This is a genomic window from Serratia sp. H402Y (assembly GCF_051172415.1).
Lineage (GTDB): Bacteria > Pseudomonadota > Gammaproteobacteria > Enterobacterales > Enterobacteriaceae > Serratia > Serratia ureilytica.
Window position 1 is genome coordinate 2,671,698 of the sequence record NZ_JBPIYZ010000001.1, and the last position, 18,978, is coordinate 2,690,675.

Genomic DNA, 18,978 nt, shown 5'->3' on the forward strand with positions numbered 1-18,978 from the left:
GTCATCCTTCGCTCAGCCGCCCTTTCGGGCGGCTTTTTTTATGCCTGACGCAGGCGCTCCGCCACCCACGCCTGCAACCGGCGGCGCGAAATCTTGATGCCGCCGTTTTTCAGCTCGTCAGGCAGCGGAAGCAATGCCGTCGGGCGTTGGAAATTGGCGAGCTTATCCTGCGACCAGGCGAGCAGCGTCGCCAGCGACAGCGACGGATCGCCGTCGATCACCGCCACCGGCCGCTGGCCGAATTCGGCGTCCGCCACCGGCACCACAAACGCCTGCGTGATCTGCGGATGCGCCGCCAGCACGCGTTCGATATCTTCCGGCTGCACCCCTTCGCCGCCGCTGAAAAACAGGTTGTCCAGCCGGCCGAGAATTCGCAGTTCCCCCTCGATCATCGCGCCGCGATCGCGGGTCGGGAACCAGCCCTGCTCATCGGCCAACGGCTGCAGATGCCCATGGCGCCAGTAGCCGAGCGCCAGGCTGTCGGCGCGGATCCAGACCTCTTCATCCACCAGTTTTACTTCGCGGCCATCGAGCGGCAGGCCGACGCCCGGCCGCGCATCGGCGCGCTTGGCGCACACCGTGGAGGCCAGTTCGGTCAGCCCGTAGCCGCACCAGCAGCGGATCCCCGCCGCCTCCGCCCGCTCGGTCAGTTCCACCGGGATCATCGCGCCGCCGAGCAGCACCGCCTTCAGCGTCATGCCCGCCAGCGGTTGCGCCAGCAGCCGCCACAGCTGGGTCGGCACCAACGAGGCATGCGTGCATCCCGCCAACGCCTCGTTCAGCGGGTGCATCTCGCGCACCGCCAACCGGGCGCCCGCAGCCAGCCAGCGCCAGACAATGCCCTGTCCGGAGACGTGAAACAGCGGCAATGACAGCAGCCAGCAATCCTCGCGCTGAAACGCCATCAGCCCCAACACCCCGGCGGCGCTGGCCAGATGGTTGGCATAGCTGTGCGCGGCCGCTTTCGGCATGCCGCTGGAACCGGAAGTCAACGTCAGCGTCGCCAGACGCTGCGCATCCCACGTCGGCAGGTTTGGCCAACGCGGCTCGGTCGACGGCGGGGTCAATCGAATCACGTCTTCCGGCAGCGCCGGCAACGAGTCCGGGCCGAAGACAAAGGTCATATCCAATTCCGGCAACAGCTGCGCCAGCAGCGGCGTCGGCAAGGCGGGATTGAGCGGCAACAGGCGTGCGCCGCACTGCAACAGCGCCAGATAGGCCAGCAGCAGTGGATAGCTGTTTTTACCGCACAGCGCCACACCGCAGCCCGGTTCAACGCCCTGATGCTGGAAATCCGCCGCCAGCTCATCCACCTGGCTCTGCAACGCCAGCCAGCTCAGCGGTTGTTCGCCGAGCATCAGCGCCGTCGCCTGCGGCTGAGTGCGCGCCCAGTGCCGCCACGGCCAATCGTTCAACGGCGCCATAGGCACTCCAGCGCCGAGACATCCAGCAGCGGCAACGCGCTGCCCGGCCACGGGCGCAGCACCTGCGCCTGCATCAACCCCAGCGTGTCCAGGCCCGGCACGGTATCCGGCGTCAGCCAATGGGCAATGCGCGCCAGCTGGGTCAACCCCAGGCTGGATTCGAGGCTGGAACTGATCACCGCCGTCAGGCCCGCCGCGTGCGCCTGCGCCACCAGCGTCTGGCAACGCGCCAGGCTGCCGACCAGCGTCGGCTTGATCACGATGGCCGCCACGCCCGGCTCGGCCTGCACCACAAAGTCCGCCTCCCGTACGCTCTCATCCCAGGCGATGGCGATACCGGTCGCCCGGGCGAAGTCGCGCGATTCATCACGGGTCTTGCAGGGCTCTTCCAGGAAGGCGATGCGATCGCGCCACGCCGGGTTAACGTACCTGGCGAAGCCGTCGGCCTTGGCGCGGGTCCAGCTGCGGTTGGCGTCCAGCCGCAGCCGCAGATCCGGCAGCGCCTCCAGCAACACGTTGACGATCATGCCGTCCCGCACCGCCTCATACAGCCCCACCTTCACCTTGGCGACTTTCTCGCCCGGCAAAGCGCTCAATGTCTCGAACAGCTCATCCGGATCGCCGGTGCACAGCGGCGCCTTGCGAAAATCCGCCTGCATCGGCAAACGCTGCTCCAGCTCGGCCTGCGCACAGCTGAGCCCAAAGGCCACCGAGGGCAGCGCGCTGTGCTCCGGTTCGTTGCCCGCCAACCACGCCTGCAGCCAGCCCAACGCGGCCTGTTCGGCCTGCGCCGGCGTTTCCCGGCTGAATTCCGGCAGCGGCGCGATCTCGCCCCAACCTTCACGCTCGCCCTGACACAGCTGCACCACCCATCCGTCACGCATTTTCAACCGGTGATTGCGCAGCACCACGCCCGCCTCCATCGGCAGGCTGTAACGGTATAGCGCCGCGCTGCGGTTTGCCCCGCTCATTACGGGTTACGCTTGAATTTGCTGAAGTCCGGTTGGCGCTTCTCGTTGAACGCGTTGCGCCCTTCCTGCCCTTCGTCGGTCATGTAGAACAGCATGGTGGCGTTACCCGCCAGCTCCTGCAAACCGGCCTGGCCGTCGCAGTCGGCATTCAGCGCCGCCTTCAGGCAGCGCAGCGCCATCGGGCTGTTCTGCAGCATTTCGCGGCACCAGCGCACCGTCTCTTTTTCCAGATCGGCCAGCGGCACGACGGTATTGACCAGGCCCATGTCCAGCGCGGCGGCGGCGTCGTACTGGCGGCACAGGAACCAGATTTCGCGCGCCTTCTTCTGGCCGACGATGCGCGCCATGTAAGACGCGCCCCAGCCGCCGTCGAACGAGCCCACTTTCGGGCCGGTCTGGCCGAAGATGGCGTTATCCGCCGCGATGGTCAGATCGCACATCATGTGCAGCACGTGGCCGCCGCCGATCGAATAGCCGGCCACCATCGCCACCACCGGCTTCGGGCAGGTGCGGATCTGGCGCTGGAAGTCCAGCACGTTGAGGTGATGTACGCCGCTGTCGTCGCGATAGCCGCCGTAGTCGCCGCGCACTTTCTGATCGCCGCCGGAGCAGAAGGCCTTATCGCCGGCGCCGGTCAGAATAATGACGCCGATGCCGTCGTCGTAACGGGCGTTGGCCAGCGCGTCGATCATCTCTTTGACCGTTTGCGGACGAAACGCGTTGCGCACCTGCGGCCGGTTGATGGTGATTTTGGCGATGCCGTCGGCGGACTTGTGATACAGAATGTCTTCGAAATCGCCGGTGCAATCCTGCCAGGCGATGGCGGCATACAGGTGTTCTTCATTCGGATAAAGCATGTTCGGTTCCTTTAACCAGGGTTAACGAGAAAGGTCTGCAGCTCGGCGACGAAATCCTGCGGATTGGCCAGATGCGCGTTGTGGCCGGCCTGCGGCACGATGCGCAACGGCAACCCGGCGTCGCGCGCCAGCCGTTGAAATTTGGGGTCGTTCTCACCGCACAGCACCCGCAGCGGCACGGTCAGTTGGCGCAGCTGCGGCGCCAGATAAGGCTGTCTGCCGAGCGAGGTGGCTTCGAGCATGTCGGCAATCGCCGGGCCGCTGTTGACCGAACGCGCGGCGATCAGCGCCTGGCGGTGCACATGGCTAAGCTCTTTGAACACCGGCTGCTGATACCAGTCCGCCAGGACTTCGGCAATCGGCTCACTGCGAAAACGCGCCGCCCATCGCGCATCCTGCTCGCAACGATCGCGGCGCTGTTGTTCGTCCTCAAGCCCCGGATTGCCGCCCTCGACGATCACGCCTTGCAGGCCGTCATGGCGGCCGTGGCAAGCGTGATACATGGCGATGCGTCCGCCGAGCGAGTAACCCACCAGCCAATAACGTTCAATATTGCGCAGTTGCAGGGTCGCGGCGATTTGCGCGCTGATGTCGTCGAAGCCGCGGCAGCTCACCGCCACGGAATCGCCGTGGCCGGGCAGATCGATGGCCAGCGACGGCCATTCCGGGCAACGCGCGGCGATCACCCGCCATTCATTGTTGTTGCCCAGCAGGCCGTGCAGCCAGACCAGCCACGGACGCCCCGCTTCGCCCTGTTGCAAAATTCGCGTCGCCAGCATCATTGCACCGCCATCTGTTGCACCAGGTATTGCAGGCTTTCGGCCCCTGCGCTCGGCGACACCTGCAGTTCTATCAGCGTGGCGCCGCCGCGCCGCCAGCCTTGCTCAACCGCCTGTTGCAGTTGGCGCCAGTTTTCCGGCCGCGCGTAGTCAAGCTGGAACATCGCCGCCGCGTGGCTGAACTCGACGTTCTGCGGCATGCAGTAAAAGCGTTGGCGCTCCTCGTCCGGCGTCGGCAACAGCGAGAAAATTTGGCCGCCGTTGTTATTGACGACGATCAGCACCGTCGGCGCCGAACAGTGGCGCAACAACGCCAGCGCATTGAGGTCATACAACGCGGAAAGGTCGCCCACCACCGCCAACGTCGGCCTGGCGGTGGCGCGCTGTACGCCGGCGGCAGTGGAAATCAGACCGTCGATGCCGCTGGCGCCGCGGTTGCTGAATACCGGGTAAGCGACAGGCAGCGTGGTTAACGCGTCGATCAGTCGCACCACCAGGCTGTTGCCGAGAAACAGCTGGCCGTTCTCCGGCAGCAGTTCCGGCAGGCGGTGCGCCAGCTGCGCTTCGCCAAAGTTATCGTGCAGATGCGTGGACGCCGCCGTCAGCGCCTTATCCGCCAAGGCCGCCAGCCCGGCGGCCCACGGCGCGCGCGGTTGCGCCGGATGCTGCGCCAACCACTGCGCCACCCCGGCACGCAGACGCCGCCCCCGGTGCTGGGCTGGATCGAGCCGCCCCGGCAGCTCGTCGATGACCCAATACTCTTCCGGCCGACACTGCGCCTGCCACTGCAGCAAGCGTTTACCGGTCAGACTGCCGCCGAACTGCACCACCAGCTGCGCGTCTTGCAACACGCGCTGCGCCTGCGGATGAGCGAGCCATAAATCGGCGCAGGGCAGCGGTTGCCCGGTCTGCGACAGCACATCGCCGATCAGCGGCCAGCCCAGCGTCTCGGCCCAGTCGGCCACCTGTGCGCCCTCTTCCGCGCTCATGCGGCCAGCCAGCACCACGCCGCGTTTTTGCCGCCAGAAGAACCAGTCCGGCTGCGGCGACGGCGCCGCACGCGTCTCGCTTTCCTGCAGCCAAGGCCGATCGCTCTGCCACCAGTCGCCCAGCGCGGCGGACCAATCGGCATACTGACGTTCATCGCCGCCGTACAGCGGTTCGGCGAACGGGCAGTTGATATGCAACGCGCCGTGCTGCAGGCGCGCCATCGCGCTGTCGACGCTGGAGGCCAGCCACGCGGCCGGAATATCCGGCGTAGGACGCGGCAGATCGATCGCCAACGTCGGGTGGCTGCTGTAGAGGCCGTTTTGACGGATCGCCTGATTGGCGCCGCAGTCGATCAGTTCCGGCGGCCGATCGGCGGTGAGAAACACCAGCCGCTCACCGGTCAGGCCGGCCTCGATTAAAGCCGGGTAAAGGTTCGCCGCCGCGGTGCCGGACGTGACAATCACCGCTACCGGCTCACGCGCCGCCTTCGCCAGCCCAAGCGCCAAATGGCCGAGCCCGCGTTCATCAAAGTGGGTATGACAGATAAAAGATCGGTTGGCCGCAGCGGCCAGCGTCAACGGCGTGGAGCGCGATCCCGGAGCGATACAAACATGCCGCACCCCATGGCGGGCCAGCGCCTCGAGCAGCACAGCCGCCCACCGGCGATTAAAAACACTTGTCGACATAGTTCGCTCACAAGTCAGTTAGCAGAGATCGTCCCCGGCGCAGCCGACGGACGCCGCGCCTGTAGTTACGCTCTGTATTATATGAGGTGTTATTTTCACGGCTTTTGCGCCAGCGCAAAAACGCCGTATATCCCTGGGTGTTTACACCAGATAATTATTTGATTTATAACAAAAAATAAACAATAAATACACAAACACTTTACACCTGCGGCGACATGGCCTCAATCCGTCCGCACAAAAAACAGGGGAATAGCGCCCCGCCTGCGGCGGCTAGCGGAAAGTATAGGCGGGATATGGAAGAACTATCGGAGAAACAGCGGGATGAAGAACACAGTCTGCAGAAAAGAACGAGGCGGCTTGCGCCGCCCCTGGGGCGTAATTTATTTGCGGGCCAGCAGCAGCCCCAGCACCAGCCCGACGGTGGCGCCGATGCCCACGCTGTGCCAGGGTTTATCCCGCACATAGTCGTCGGTGCGGTGCACCGCTTCTTTGGCGCGGGCATAGTAGGATTCGCCGGTGTTCACCCAGCGCGCCTTGACCTCACTCAGCGCCTGCTCGGCGTGCGACTTGATGTCGATGTAGGCCTGATCCGCGCGATCGCCGCTGTATTGCAACACTTCTTCCAGCGTTTCGGTCAGCATTCTCAGATCGTCATCCAGCGTAGTTTGCTCAGCATCCGTATGTCTTGCCATCGTGAGATCTCCGTGGTTGAAAAATTAAGCGTTCCTACACTATAGACAACGATCGTCACCTGCGGCCATCGGACTTTTACCCTAAAACACTAATTGCACCTTGGCGGCCTGGCGCTTGTCGCCGGCAAACTCCAGCGCCTGCGCCAGTTGGTCCCCGGCGAACTCCGCCGACAGCAGCGGCAGCGGATCGACCACATCGCCGGCCAGCCAGGCCACCGCCAGCGCGAATTCCTCCACGAAGCGGAAGGAGCCGAGCAGATTCAACTCCTTGGCGATCAACAGCATCAGCGGGAAATCAGGGAAGCTGCCGCCCATCCCGACCTGCACGACGGTGCCCTTGGCGCGCGTGACTTCCAGGCAGCGCTGCAGCGACGTCGGATGCCCTGCTGCCTCGAAAGCGATGTCGAAATAGCCTTTGTGTTGCTGATATACGCTGAAATCGTCGTCTGCGGCATGCAGACAGCGGTCCGCCCCCATCTGGCCGGCGAGCGCCAGACAGCGCGGGCTGAGATCGGCGCAGACGATCTCGGCGGCGCCCAGCGCTTTCAGCGCCGCCACCAGCAAACAACCGATCGGGCCGACGCCGGACACGAAAACCGTTTTACCCTTCACCGCGCCGGGCTGTTTCGCCGCGTGGATCGCCACCGCCAGCGGTTCGGCGAATACCATCACCCTGTCGTCGCGATCGGCGGCGTAAGGAATGCACTGCGCACTATCCACCACCTTGTATTGGGTGAAAGCGCCGTCGACGTGCGGGAAATACATCGCGCTGCCGAAAAAGCGCATTTCAACGCACTGATTGCTTTGCTGCGCCAGACAATATTTGCACTGCCCGCAGGGTTTGCTGGGATTGAGCGCCACCTTCTGCCCGATCGCCAGCTGCGGCGAATCGCTGGCGACCACCTCGCCGATCGCCTCGTGGCCCAGCACCATCGGCTGGCGTACCTGAAAATTGCCGACCTTCCCTTCCTGAAAGTAATGCAGGTCCGAGCCGCAGATGCCGCCGCGGCGGATTTTCACCAGCGTGCCCTGCCCCTGATAATTCACTTCTTGCGCGATCACCGCCACGTCTCGTTTGCCGTTGACCATGCAGGACTGGGTTTGAATTTTCATCTCAACACTCCACGAAAGAGGGATTACACCGCGGCGGACATGCCGCCATCGACAAACAGCAGTTGCCCGTTGACGAAGCTGGAAGCGTCGGCGGCCAGGAACACCGCCGCGCCGATCAGCTCCTGCGGATCCCCCCAACGCGCGGCGGGCGTGCGCTGGGTTAGCCAGGCGGTAAAGGCCGGGTCGTCGGCCAACGCCTGCGTCATCTCGGTTTTGAAATAGCCGGGGGCGATGCCATTGACCTGAATGTTGTAACGCGCCAACTCCACGCACATGCCGCGCGTCAGCATTTTCACCGCCCCTTTGGACGCCGCGTAAGGGGTGATGGTGTCCCGCCCCAGCTCGCTTTGCATCGAGCCGATATTGACTATCTTGCCGCGCCGGCGCGGCACCATGTAACGGGCCACGGTCTGCGACACAATGAAGACCGCCTTCTGGTTGACGGCGATGATGTCGTCCCAGTCTTGCTCCGGGAACTCGGTGAAGGGATGACGGCGCTGGATGCCGGCGTTGTTGATCAACACGTCTATCGCGCCGATGTCCGTTTCGATACGGCCGATGGCGGCATGCACCGCCTGAGAGTCGGTGACGTCGAACGCCGCCGCGTCGGCGCGCAGCCCCTCTTCGCGCAAGCGATCGGCGGCGTGCCGGGCATGTTCTTCGGTGGTGGCGTTGACCAGAATATGCGCGCCTTGCTGCGCCAGGCCGCGCGCCAGCAGAAAACCGATGCCGCGCGAAGCGCCGGTGATCAAGACGGTTTTGTTATCCAGAGAAAACAGGTTGTTCATGGTAATTCCCGGCCTTCAGGCCTCCAATCGGACAGGCCTCTATCTCAGCCGATTGTTACCGGTAAAAACGTGATGGAAATCACTGAAAATAATGTTACGAAACCCTGTTACCCTTAACGTGAACTCACGCAGACAGTGAGAGAACAAAACCAATCTATCCAATTGAAAAATAGCCACTTTCAATAAAATCGCATGCATTGTTATCACCAAATCGATTTGTTAACATACCGCTATCCACCCTTGCCGCGCCGCCCGTTAAGGCTACCGAATGAAACACCCCCGCGTAACGCTACAGGACATCGCGCAATTGGCCGGCGTGACCAAAATGACCGTCAGCCGTTTTCTGCGCACGCCGGACAAAGTGGCGGCCGACACCGCCGAACGCATTGCGCAGGTCATGCGGGAGCTGAACATCACTGACGCCGATACCGCACAGGCCGGCAGAAAACCGCGCATCGGCGTGTTGATCCCCTCTTTCAATAACCAGATTTTCGCCGATCTGCTGGCCGGCATCGAATCCGTCACCCAGGCGCGGGGTTACCAAACGCTGGTGGTGAACTACGATTACAGCCCGCAGCGGGAAGAAGAGCAGATTGCACAGCTGCTGGCTTATCCAATCGCCGGGCTAATCCTCACCGATTCGGCGCACACCTTGCGCGCTGAGACCTATCTCGCCGCCGCGAAAATTCCCATCGCGCAGGTGATGGATCTCGACGCGCCGCCGGGGCGGATCGCGGTGGGATTCGACAATGAACAGGCGGGGTATGACATGACCGCCGCGCTGCTGGCCAGCGGCAAACGCCATATCGTTTACTTTGGCGCCATGTCCGACGCCCGCGACATTAAACGTTACCAGGGTTACTGCCGCGCCATGGCGGCTCAGGGGCAAACGCCGCGCCAGATCACGCCGCATCGGGTCTCATCGGTTTCGATCGGCGCCGACATGCTGACGATGGCGCGCGAACGCTACCCGCAGTTGGACGGTATCCTGTGCACCAACGACGATTTGGCGGTAGGCGTGTTGCAGGCCTGCCTGCGTCTCGTCGTGCGCGTGCCGCAGGAGGTTGCGCTATCGGGTTTTCACGGTCTGGATATCGGCCAGGCGACCACGCCGGGCATCGCCAGCGTGATCACGCCGCGCTTTGAGATGGGTAAGGCCGCCAGTGAACTGTTGCTGCAGCGGATCGCGGGCGAGCCCTGCGCCGAGCGTCTCGATCTGCACTACCGCCTCTCACTCGGCGGCACCGTTTGAGCCGGCATGCCGGCTGACCGGCTGTGCGGCGCGGGCTTTTTCGCTGCGCGCCGCCCACCACAGCCCGCTGTTTTTCATCGCATAGCCGAATAGCAGGCCCACCAGCAAAGAGAGCGTCACCAGCGGCCAGTCGCCGCCGCCGGCGAAGGTCGCACAGGCTCCGATAAAGGTGCCGGGCACGAACCCCAGCCATTGCTGTTTGGCCTGTATGCACATCAAGAACGCCACGGCGCCGGTCAGCAGATACCCCAGCAAATTCCATTGCGGCGCCAGTTCGCTGCCGTGGATGATGACCATTGCCCAGAAAACGCCGCTGCAGCAGGTCAACGCGCCGATCAACAGCCCTTTCAGGCCGCCCTGCGGGCAGGCGAAATAGGCCGTGCAGCCGAGAAAACCGGCCCAACCGATCAGGCCCAGACTGACGGCAACCCATCCCCAAACGCCGGACAGGATCCCGGTGGTGACGGCAATGGCGAAAAGAACGTTCATAAAGTGACCTGCAGCAAAAAGAAAGCGCGCAGTTTACCCGAAAACAGGCCAATTTATGCGATACAAATCACATCATAAATGTAATTAAAGAATAATTAATTATAAAAAATAGATATTCATCACAAAATAATTAGCAAGGGAACCCCACCCGGGACGTTTTCCATGCCAGCAACAGGCACACTGCGCTGCTGCTCAAGAACAGCAAATGGGTCGCCTGCTGCAGATCGACGCGATCGACCACCACGCCCAGCAAGATCGGCACCCAGTTGGCGATATAAGCGATAACGTAAAACAGAGAAAGCAAACGCGCATGGCTGGTCGGCGGCGAAATCAAGTTCACCAGGGTCGCGCTGCCGACGAAAATGGCGCCGTAAGCATAGCCGGCCACCACCAGCCCCACCGCCGCCAGCCCCAGAGAATGCCACTGGATCGCCATGGCGAACACCACTGCCGCCAGCACCTGCGCCAGGCAACCGAACAACAGCGAATGACGGGCGTTAACGCGGCGGCTCAGGATCTGGCTGATGCCGGCGATCAGCAGATACACCGCAATCGCATAGCCAAAGACGCCACGCTGGTGCATGCCTAACAGCGTTTCCGCCACACCGGGGCCGATTGCCAAAATACTGGCGGCCAGCGCCCAACAGACAAACAGCGCGCCGGCGCACACAAAGAATTTACCGCCGGTAGCGCGCAGGCCATCGAGCAGCGTGCTTTTTTCCTGTTCGGCCGGCGCAGCGCGGGCCGGCGACGCAACCTGGCCACGCGGCCACAGCAGCATGACGCCCAACGCCGCCATGGCGGCAATGGCCATGATGAAAACGAACGGCAGCGTCGTGGGATGAAAACCGGTCTGCAAAGCGATGCCGCTGAAGATCGGCCCCAGCGCTAATCCGGTGGTGAATGACAGCGTTGCGATTAACGCCGCGCTTTTACCGCCGTCGCGCGGCCCAAACCGCACCAACGCGATGTTCGCCGCGCCGGTCAGCGCCCCGGTGCCTACCCCGGCCAGCAGCCGCGCCATCAGCATCATGGCAAAGGTATCAGCCAGCGCGAACAGCAGCGCGCCGCTCAACACCACCAGCAACGCCGGCACGATCATGCTGCGTAAATCCTTTACTTTGCCGGCCAGATTGCCGACGCCGAACAAAGAGATCAGCACGCCGGCGGCATAGGCGCCGTAGATGACGGTCAGACTGACCGAGCTTAGCGCAAGCTGCTGCTGATACAGCGGATAAAGCGGCGTCGGCGCGCTGCTGTTCAGCAATGCCGACATCAAAGCCAGCGCCAGGAACAGTAAAATGGCCGTGCGCGACGCCCGTGCGTTTGCTGGCGCCGCGTCCTGGATGGCGGTATTTTCTGACATGCTTCCACTCCCAAAGTCGGCAGGCGGCGGCCTGCCATCGTCGTCTTTCCTCACCCGGTCTGCCGGGAACGGCGCTTATCATAGCGTTACGGCGACGGGCGAAGTATCGTCAAGAATGAATCACCCTGATGCATTCTTGCATCACCGGAGAAATAACCGCCGATGTGCGTGCCGTTGACCGTCTTTCTCTCCCTTCAGGCGGAACAACGCTTTATGATAGATACCGGTATCATTCGCCCGGCCCGCACTGCTCCCCTGGCGCCGACAAATCTGCAGAGAGGAAATGGCATGATGAATTGGGATGACGCGCGCTTCTTTCTGGCCGTCGCACGCTGCGGCACGTTACGTAAAGCCGCCAACCAGCTGCAGGTTGATCAAGCGACCGTCGGCCGACGTCTCACCGCCCTGGAAAACTCGCTGGGTTCGAAATTGTTTATCCGCACGCCAAAATCCTTCTCCCTCAGCCCGCTGGGCGAATCCATGCTGGCGGACATGATGAAGATGGAAAATGCCGTGCAGGCGATCGCTCGCAAAGCCGCCGGCGGCGACGAAAGTCTGTGCGGCAACGTGCGCATCGCCACCACCGATACCCTGGCCGAAGCCTTCGTGATACCGGCGCTGCAAGATCTGCGGCAACGCTATCCGGCCATCACCGTCACGCTGTTGACGGCGCTGAACATCACCGATATCGCTTACCACAGCGCGGATCTGGCGATCCGCGGCGCCCGCCCCGATAACGATGAGCTGATCATCAAACGCTTAGCCACTATCGAAATGGGCCTGTACGCCAGCCCGCACTATCTGGCGCAACGCGGCATGCCGGTCAAAGGCGAGCAGCTGCGCGGCCACGATCTTCTGATGTTCCCGCGCGAACTGGTGCCGCGCCACTGGAACAATTTCTGCGGCGAGACCCTGTACGAGCCCAACGCCGTGCTGCAATGCAATTCGCAGCTGTTGTTACGTTCGGCCACCCGCAGCGGGCTGGGCATCGGGCTGCTCTTGTCGTGCCTGGCCGACCACGACCCGGAACTGGTGCGCCTCCTTCCCGAGAGCAAAGACTGGGTGGATATCTGGCTGGTGCTGCACCCCGATTTGCAACGCGCCGCCCGCGTGCGCGCGGTGGTGCAGGCGCTGGAAACGTCGTTTAGCGCCCATTACGGCTGAGTGCCGTTTCTCCATAAAAAAAGGCCGCCGAAGCGACCTTTTTACCCGTCTGAAGCGTTATCAGAACGTCGGCTGAGCCATCTGCACCAGCGAAATCAGCGGCTGAGGATAAACCCCCAACAGCAGCACCAGCGCGGCTGAGATCAGCACCACGACGCCACCGGCGGTCAACGCCCAGTTGTTCGGGGTGTCGCGCTGCAGCGATTCCGGCGCGCTGAGGAACAGGCTGACGGTCACGCGCAGGTAGTAGTACAGGCCGATGGCGCTGCCTACCACGACTGCGCCGGTCAGCCACCACAGATGCGCGCTGACGCCCATCGCGATCACGAAGAACTTACCGATAAAGCCCAGCGTCATCGGGATACCGGCCAGCGACAGCATCATCACCGTCATTACCGCGGACAAGATTGGCTTATGCCAGAACAGACCACGGTAAGAGAACAGCGAATCCGCATCCGGGCCGCGGTATGGGCTGGACATCAGGCTGACCACGCCGAAGGCGCCCAGGCTGCTGAACAGGTAACCGGCCAGATAAACGCCGGCGGTTTCCAGCGACAGCTGATGGGTTTGCACCGCAATCAGCGCCACCAGCAGGTAGCCCAGGTGAGCGATCGACGAGTAGCCCAGCAGACGCTTGATGTTGGTCTGGCTGATGGCCATCAGGTTACCGAACAAGATGGAGCAGAACGCGATGATCGACAACACCATGCGCAGCGCTTCGTTGTCGGCGGCCGGGGCATACAGGAACAGACGCATCACGACCGCAAAGATCGCGATCTTGCTGGCGGTCGCCAGGAAGGTCGAGACCGGCGCAGGCGCGCCCTGATAAACGTCCGGCGTCCACAGTTGGAACGGCACCAGCGACAGCTTGAAGCCCAGACCGACGATCATCATGCCCATGCCGGCCAGGATCAGCGGCTGGTGCATCATGTTTTCCTGCAGGCTCTTGCCGAGGCCGGCCAGCGACAGATCGCCGGATTCGGCATACAGCAGCGCCATGCCGAACAGCAGGAACGACGACGCGGCGGCGGACAGCAGCATGTACTTGATGGCGGCTTCCAGCGGGCGCTTCTGGCGGTAGGCATAGCCCACCAGGCCGAACAGCGGCAGCGAGATCAGCTCGATACCGATGAACAGCGAAGCCAGATGGTTGGCGCTCGCCAGCAGGATGCCGCCCATGGCGGCGATCAGCACCAGCAGGTAGAACTCTTCGCGGTTATCCGGATAGCCGACCAGCCACGGATACGCGAAGGTGCAGGTCGCCAGACTCGCCAGCAGCACCAGCCCGGTGTAGAACATCGAGTAGCCGTCAACCCGCAGCAGCGGGGTGACGTCCAATGGGCCTGCCTGGCCGACAAAGTACAGCGAAAGCAGCGCCAGGTTGAGACCGATCACGGTCAGGGTGGCGTTGATAAAGTGGTCGCGTCGCCACGCAATGCCTAGCATCACAACCACCACCGTCAATCCGACGATCAACAGCGGCAGCAGTGCGATCAGTTGTTGAGGAGTTATTGTCATGGCGAATTACGGCCTTGTTGTTGAAATTGCTGAAACTGACGAACCAAACCAGTGTTGCACGTTGCTCATCGCCGCGTTGGAAGTATCCAGAATCGGCTGCGGGTAAACCCCCAGCAGAACCAGCAACACCACCAGCAGCAGAATGATGAACAGTTCGCGCGCGGTCATGCCCTGCAGCGGCTGGTCGGATTTAGGCGCACCGTAGTAAGCGCGCTGCATCATGATCAGCGAGTAAACAGAAGCGAACACCAGACCGAAGGTGGAGATCACGGTGATCACCGGCACCACCTGGTAGCTGCCGAACAGAATCATGAATTCGCCGACGAAGTTACCGGTACCCGGCATCCCCAGCGTAGCCACGGCGAAGAACAGCGACAGCGCAGGGATGAACTTGATGCGCCCCCACAGGCCGCCCATCTGGCGCATGTCGCGCGTATGCAGACGTTCATACAGCTGGCCGCAGATGATAAACATGCCGGCGGCGGACAGGCCGTGCGCGATCATCTGGATAACCGCGCCCTGGTAAGCCAGCTGGCTGCCGGTGTAGATGGCGATCAGCACGAAGCCCATGTGCGATACCGAGGTGTAAGCGATAAGGCGCTTGATGTCGGTTTGCGCGAACGCCATCCAGGCGCCGTAGAAGATGCCGATCACCCCCAGCCACATGGCGATTGGCGCGAACTCGTGCGAAGCCTCAGGGAACAGCGGCAGGCTGAAACGCAGCAGGCCGTAGGCCGCGGTTTTCAGCAAGATGCCCGCCAGGTCAACGGAACCTGCGGTTGGCGCCTGGCTGTGCGCATCCGGCAACCAGCCGTGCAGTGGCACCACCGGCATTTTCACCGCGAAGGCGATGAAGAAGCCCAGCATCAGCATATATTGCACGTTGTGGGACATCGGCGTTTGCAGCAGGTCTTCGTAATCGAAGGTCCACACGCCGGTGGCGTTGTAGTGCACGAACACCAGGCCCAGGATCGCAATCAGCATCACCAGACCGCTGGCCTGGGTGTAGATGAAGAACTTGGTCGCCGCGGTGATGCGGGTTTTACCGTCCGACGCCTTGTGACCCCACAGCGCGATCAGGAAGTACATCGGCACCAACATCATTTCCCAGAAGAAGAAGAACAGGAACATGTCGATGGCGAGGAACACGCCGATAACGCCGCCCAGGATCCACAGCAGGTTGAGGTGGAAGAAGCCCTGATACTTCTGGATTTCACGCCAGGAACAGAGGATCGCCAGCACGCCCAGCAGACCGGTCAACACCACCATCAGCAGCGACAGACCGTCCAGCGCCAGGTGGATGGAGATGCCGAAGCGCGGGATCCACGGCAGCAGGAATTCGCTCTGCCACTGCGGAATGCCTTTCGGCGTGGTCAATGTATAGCCGCCCTGCATCCACAGCTGCAGAGAGAGCGCCAACGTCAGCCCCATTGCGATCAGCGCTATCCAGCGCGGCACCTTAGTACCGAAGCGCTCAAGCTGCCAGCACAGCAGACCGCCGATAAAGGGGATAAGAATTAGCCAAGGTAATAGCATGGCGTTTTGTGTCCCTTATACGAATAATTTCAAACTTTGTACGTAGCGCCTGCCCGGCGCTACGCCCGAAAAATGCGTCTGTTTAAATTATTCAATTAAACCAAAATCAACAGAGCCAATACGACCACTGCACCCACACCCATAGACGCTATATACCAACGCACCTGACCGTTCTCGCTCACCGTCAGACCGCGGTTCCCCCAGCGGGAGAAGACGGCCGGCAGATTCATCAGCGAGTTCAGCGGATCGCGTTGCAGCAGCTTCGCAATGCCCAGGTACGGCTTGACGAACACTTTGTCATACAGCCAGTCGAAGCCCCAGGCATGGAACCACCAGGTCGAGAAGAAACGACCCGGCGCGCTGTTGGCGATGCTGTTGACCAGGCTGCGTTTGCCCAGCCACAGCGCGGCCGCCAGCAGAATGCCGACGATAGCCACCACGCCGGAGGTGATTTCAAGCCGCAGCACGCTGCCGTGCGCCAGCTCGGTGGTCTCCGGCAGCACGCCCTGCAACGGCGGCACGATCATCGCGCCGACGAAGGTGGACAGCACCAGCAGAACCAGCAGTGGCAAGTGGTGAGTGATGCCTTTACCGGCATGCGCTTTGATTTTCTCTTCGCCATGGAACACGATGAAAATCATACGGAAGGTGTACAGCGAGGTCATGAACGCACCGACCAGGCCGGCAACCATCAGGTTGATGTGGCCGTTGGCCATCGCGCCCGCCAGGATCTCGTCCTTACTGAAGAAGCCGGCCGTGACCAGCGGCAACGCAGACAGCGCCGCGCCGCCCACCAGGAAGCAGACGTACACCAGCGGGATGCTCTTGCGCAGACCGCCCATCTTGAAGATGTTTTGCTCGTGGTGGCAAGCCAGGATCACCGAACCGGACGACAGGAACAGCAGCGCCTTGAAGAACGCGTGGGTCATCAGGTGGAAGATCGCCGCGTCCCATGCCTGCACGCCCAGCGCCAGGAACATGTAACCGATCTGGCTCATGGTGGAGTAAGCGAGCACGCGCTTGATGTCGGTCTGCACCAGCGCGGCGAAGCCGGCCAGCAGCAGAGTGACCGCACCGACGATGCCCACCAGGTGCAGCACTTCCGGCGCCATCAGGAACAGGCCGTGCGTGCGGGCGATCAGATAGACGCCCGCGGTCACCATGGTCGCAGCGTGGATCAGTGCGGAAACCGGGGTTGGGCCCGCCATCGCGTCCGCCAACCAGGTTTGCAACGGCAGCTGCGCCGATTTACCGACCGCGCCGCCCAGCAGCATCAGGGTCGCCCAGGTGATGGCCGTGTCGCCCACCGCCAGTTTCTGCGGCGCCAGGATCATCAGCTCGCGGATGTTCAGCGTGCCCAGCTCGTTGTAGAGGATGAACAGCGCGAACGCCAGGAACACGTCGCCCACGCGGGTCACGATAAAGGCTTTCATCGCCGCCGCGCCGTTGGCCGGATCTTTGTAGTAGAAACCGATCAACAGGTAGCTGCACAGGCCCACGCCTTCCCAACCCAGGTACATCAACAGCAGGTTGTCCGCCAGCACCAATACCACCATGCTGGCGATAAACAGGTTGGTGTAAGCGAAGAAGCGCGAATAGCCCTCTTCACCGCGCATGTACCAGGAAGCGAACATGTGGATGAAGAAGCCGACGCCGGTGACCACCGACAGCATGGTCAGCGACAGGCCGTCCAGCACCAGGGTCACGCCGATATTGAAGTTGCCGACGGCCATCCAGGTCCACAGGCTTTGCTCGAATAGCTGCACGCCGGCGGCTTTCTGGGCGAAGAAATCCATCGCCACATAGACCGTGACCAGCGCAGCCAGGCCGATAGAACCCACGCCGACGGTGGCCGCCGTGTTTTCAGACCAACGACCGCGGGAAAATGCCAACAGCAGGAACCCGATCAGCGGTAGCAGAATTGTTAAATATAATAGGTTCATCCGCGCATCTCACTGACAGTATCAATATTCAGGGTATGACGACGACGGTAGAGCTGCAGCAGCAGCGCCAGGCCGATACTGGCCTCGGCTGCCGCCAGGCTGATTGCCAGGATGTACATCACCTGTCCGTCCGCCTGGCCCCAGTAGCTTCCCGCCACGATAAACGCCAACGCCGCAGCGTTGATCATCACTTCCAGGCTGATCAGCATAAACAGCAGGTTGCGGCGCACCAGCAGCCCGGTCAGCCCGAGCACAAACAGGATAGCCGCCAGGATCAGGCCGTGTTGAAGAGGGATCATGCTTGCTCCTCCGATTTTCTTCTCGCCATTTCGCCACTCGCCGGCGCGTTGCTCAGCACCTCGCCAGGCTTGTGTTCGCGGCCGATATGGAAGGCGACAACCAAACCCGCCAACAGCAGCATTGAAGCCAGCTCAACCGCCAGTACGTAAGGCCCGAACAGGCTGATGCCCACCGCCTTCGCGTCGACCATCTCACCGCTGATACCCTGATCGGATACGCTGCGGATCGCGACGATCAATACCACCAGCAGCGCCAGCGACAGCAGGCCAGGCCCGATCCACACCGTCGGCTTCATCCAGTCGCGCTCTTGCTGCTGCACGTTGCCGAGGTTCAGCATCATCACCACGAACACGAACAGCACCATGATGGCGCCCGCATAAACGATGATTTCCAACGCGGCGGCAAAGTAGGCGCCGAGAGAGAAGAAGACTGCCGAGATCGCCAATAACGAGACGATCAGATACAGCAGCGCATGCACAGGGTTGGTATGGGTGATCACGCGAATCGTCGCGGCCACCGCAATCAAACCTGCCAGATAAAATGCAATTTCCATGCTTGCTGGCTCCTTAGGGCAACAGACCTTTGACGTCGATCGGTTTGGCTTCGTTTTCGGCTTCGCCTTTGGCTTTGCCGTCAATCGCCATACCGGCCATCCGGTAGAAGTTATATTCCGGATATTTACCCGGCCCCGAGATCAACAGATCTTCTTTTTCGTACACCAGATCCTGACGCTTGTACTCACCCAGTTCGAAATCCGGCGTCAGCTGGATAGCGGTAGTCGGGCAAGCCTCTTCGCACAGGCCACAGAAAATGCAGCGCGAGAAGTTGATGCGGAAGAACTCCGGATACCAACGGCCGTCTTTCTGTTCCGCTTTTTGCAGCGAGATACAGCCGACCGGGCAGGCAACCGCACACAGGTTACAGGCGACGCAGCGCTCTTCGCCGTCCGGATCGCGCGTCAGCACGATGCGGCCGCGGTAGCGCGGCGGCAGGTAAACCGGTTCTTCCGGGTACATCTGGGTTTCACGCTTGGCGAAGGCATGCATGCCAATCATCCAAATGCTGCGCACCTGGGTGCCGAAACCAACCACTAACTCTTTCAATGTCATG

At 62.0% G+C, this 18,978-nt stretch carries 18 protein-coding genes; 2 read left to right on the forward strand and 16 right to left on the reverse strand.

Features of this window, described 5'->3' with window-relative positions; genetic code table 11:
• Nucleotides 1–38: 38 nt before the first annotated feature.
• From menE to idnO, 8 genes are all read right to left on the reverse strand, one after another.
• Nucleotides 39–1,424, reverse strand: coding sequence for an o-succinylbenzoate--CoA ligase (menE, locus tag ACSBQS_RS12890; RefSeq protein ID WP_072627284.1), 1,386 nt, complete (start codon nucleotides 1,422–1,424; stop codon nucleotides 39–41).
• Entirely contained in the window at nucleotides 1,412–2,395 is a 984-nt protein-coding gene (gene menC / locus ACSBQS_RS12895) for an o-succinylbenzoate synthase (protein ID WP_197749440.1), read from the reverse strand. The genes menE and menC overlap by 13 nt, the downstream gene beginning before the upstream one ends.
• The gene (menB, locus tag ACSBQS_RS12900; protein WP_033639797.1) at nucleotides 2,395–3,252 is read right to left on the reverse strand and encodes a 1,4-dihydroxy-2-naphthoyl-CoA synthase; all 858 of its coding nucleotides are present in this window, start codon (nucleotides 3,250–3,252) and stop codon (nucleotides 2,395–2,397) included. Before menB ends, menC begins: the two co-directional genes overlap by 1 nt.
• 11 nt (nucleotides 3,253–3,263) lie before the next feature.
• Nucleotides 3,264–4,034 carry a 2-succinyl-6-hydroxy-2,4-cyclohexadiene-1-carboxylate synthase gene (gene menH / locus ACSBQS_RS12905; RefSeq protein ID WP_033643848.1) on the reverse strand — a complete coding sequence of 257 codons (771 nt, stop codon included), beginning with the start codon at nucleotides 4,032–4,034 and terminating at the stop codon, nucleotides 3,264–3,266.
• The gene (gene menD, locus ACSBQS_RS12910; protein WP_197665952.1) at nucleotides 4,031–5,707 is read right to left on the reverse strand and encodes a 2-succinyl-5-enolpyruvyl-6-hydroxy-3-cyclohexene-1-carboxylic-acid synthase; all 1,677 of its coding nucleotides are present in this window, start codon (nucleotides 5,705–5,707) and stop codon (nucleotides 4,031–4,033) included. Before menD ends, menH begins: the two co-directional genes overlap by 4 nt.
• A gap of 380 nt (nucleotides 5,708–6,087) precedes the next feature.
• Nucleotides 6,088–6,399 carry a stress response protein ElaB gene (gene elaB / locus ACSBQS_RS12915; RefSeq protein WP_033643850.1) on the reverse strand — a complete coding sequence of 104 codons (312 nt, stop codon included), beginning with the start codon at nucleotides 6,397–6,399 and terminating at the stop codon, nucleotides 6,088–6,090.
• Nucleotides 6,400–6,480: 81 nt separating this feature from the next.
• A complete protein-coding gene (gene idnD / locus ACSBQS_RS12920; RefSeq protein ID WP_033643851.1) occupies nucleotides 6,481–7,512 on the reverse strand; it encodes an L-idonate 5-dehydrogenase in 1,032 nt (343 codons plus the stop codon).
• A gap of 23 nt (nucleotides 7,513–7,535) precedes the next feature.
• Complete coding sequence (gene idnO, locus ACSBQS_RS12925; RefSeq protein ID WP_033643852.1) at nucleotides 7,536–8,300, reverse strand: gluconate 5-dehydrogenase; 765 nt, start codon at nucleotides 8,298–8,300, stop codon at nucleotides 7,536–7,538.
• A gap of 268 nt (nucleotides 8,301–8,568) precedes the next feature.
• Between idnO and ACSBQS_RS12930 the strand changes: the two genes are divergently transcribed.
• A complete protein-coding gene (locus ACSBQS_RS12930) occupies nucleotides 8,569–9,552 on the forward strand; it encodes a LacI family DNA-binding transcriptional regulator (protein ID WP_197749439.1) in 984 nt (327 codons plus the stop codon).
• Here the strand turns inward: ACSBQS_RS12930 and ACSBQS_RS12935 are convergent.
• Both ACSBQS_RS12935 and ACSBQS_RS12940 read right to left on the reverse strand, forming a co-directional pair.
• Nucleotides 9,532–10,041 (reverse strand): DUF1097 domain-containing protein, encoded by a 510-nt coding sequence (locus ACSBQS_RS12935; protein ID WP_033643854.1) that lies wholly within the window; start codon nucleotides 10,039–10,041, stop codon nucleotides 9,532–9,534. The two genes, ACSBQS_RS12930 and ACSBQS_RS12935, sit on opposite strands and share 21 nt — an antisense overlap.
• Before the next feature lie 130 nt (nucleotides 10,042–10,171).
• Nucleotides 10,172–11,407, reverse strand: a complete 1,236-nt coding sequence (locus ACSBQS_RS12940; protein ID WP_033651937.1) for an MFS transporter — start codon at nucleotides 11,405–11,407, stop codon at nucleotides 10,172–10,174.
• Between the two features lie 288 nt (nucleotides 11,408–11,695).
• Here ACSBQS_RS12940 and ACSBQS_RS12945 point away from each other — a divergent pair, with 288 nt between their 5' ends.
• The gene (locus ACSBQS_RS12945) at nucleotides 11,696–12,571 is read left to right on the forward strand and encodes a LysR family transcriptional regulator (RefSeq protein WP_197749438.1); all 876 of its coding nucleotides are present in this window, start codon (nucleotides 11,696–11,698) and stop codon (nucleotides 12,569–12,571) included.
• A 60-nt stretch (nucleotides 12,572–12,631) separates the two neighbouring features.
• Here the strand turns inward: ACSBQS_RS12945 and nuoN are convergent, their stop codons facing one another.
• The 6 genes from nuoN to nuoI all read right to left on the reverse strand — a co-directional run bounded on the left by nuoN (nucleotide 12,632) and on the right by nuoI (nucleotide 18,977).
• On the reverse strand, nucleotides 12,632–14,089 hold the full coding sequence (gene nuoN / locus ACSBQS_RS12950) for an NADH-quinone oxidoreductase subunit NuoN (protein ID WP_197749437.1): 1,458 nt from the start codon (nucleotides 14,087–14,089) through the stop codon (nucleotides 12,632–12,634).
• A gap of 6 nt (nucleotides 14,090–14,095) precedes the next feature.
• Complete coding sequence (nuoM, locus tag ACSBQS_RS12955) at nucleotides 14,096–15,625, reverse strand: NADH-quinone oxidoreductase subunit M (protein ID WP_033643857.1); 1,530 nt, start codon at nucleotides 15,623–15,625, stop codon at nucleotides 14,096–14,098.
• 95 nt (nucleotides 15,626–15,720) lie between these two features.
• Nucleotides 15,721–17,568 carry an NADH-quinone oxidoreductase subunit L gene (gene nuoL, locus ACSBQS_RS12960; RefSeq protein ID WP_004936005.1) on the reverse strand — a complete coding sequence of 616 codons (1,848 nt, stop codon included), beginning with the start codon at nucleotides 17,566–17,568 and terminating at the stop codon, nucleotides 15,721–15,723.
• Entirely contained in the window at nucleotides 17,565–17,867 is a 303-nt protein-coding gene (gene nuoK / locus ACSBQS_RS12965) for an NADH-quinone oxidoreductase subunit NuoK (RefSeq protein ID WP_004936014.1), read from the reverse strand. Before nuoK ends, nuoL begins: the two co-directional genes overlap by 4 nt.
• On the reverse strand, nucleotides 17,864–18,421 hold the full coding sequence (gene nuoJ, locus ACSBQS_RS12970; RefSeq protein WP_019453717.1) for an NADH-quinone oxidoreductase subunit J: 558 nt from the start codon (nucleotides 18,419–18,421) through the stop codon (nucleotides 17,864–17,866). Before nuoJ ends, nuoK begins: the two co-directional genes overlap by 4 nt.
• 13 nt (nucleotides 18,422–18,434) lie before the next feature.
• Nucleotides 18,435–18,977 (reverse strand): NADH-quinone oxidoreductase subunit NuoI, encoded by a 543-nt coding sequence (gene nuoI, locus ACSBQS_RS12975; protein ID WP_025160170.1) that lies wholly within the window; start codon nucleotides 18,975–18,977, stop codon nucleotides 18,435–18,437.
• Between the last annotated feature and the right edge of the window lies 1 nt (nucleotide 18,978).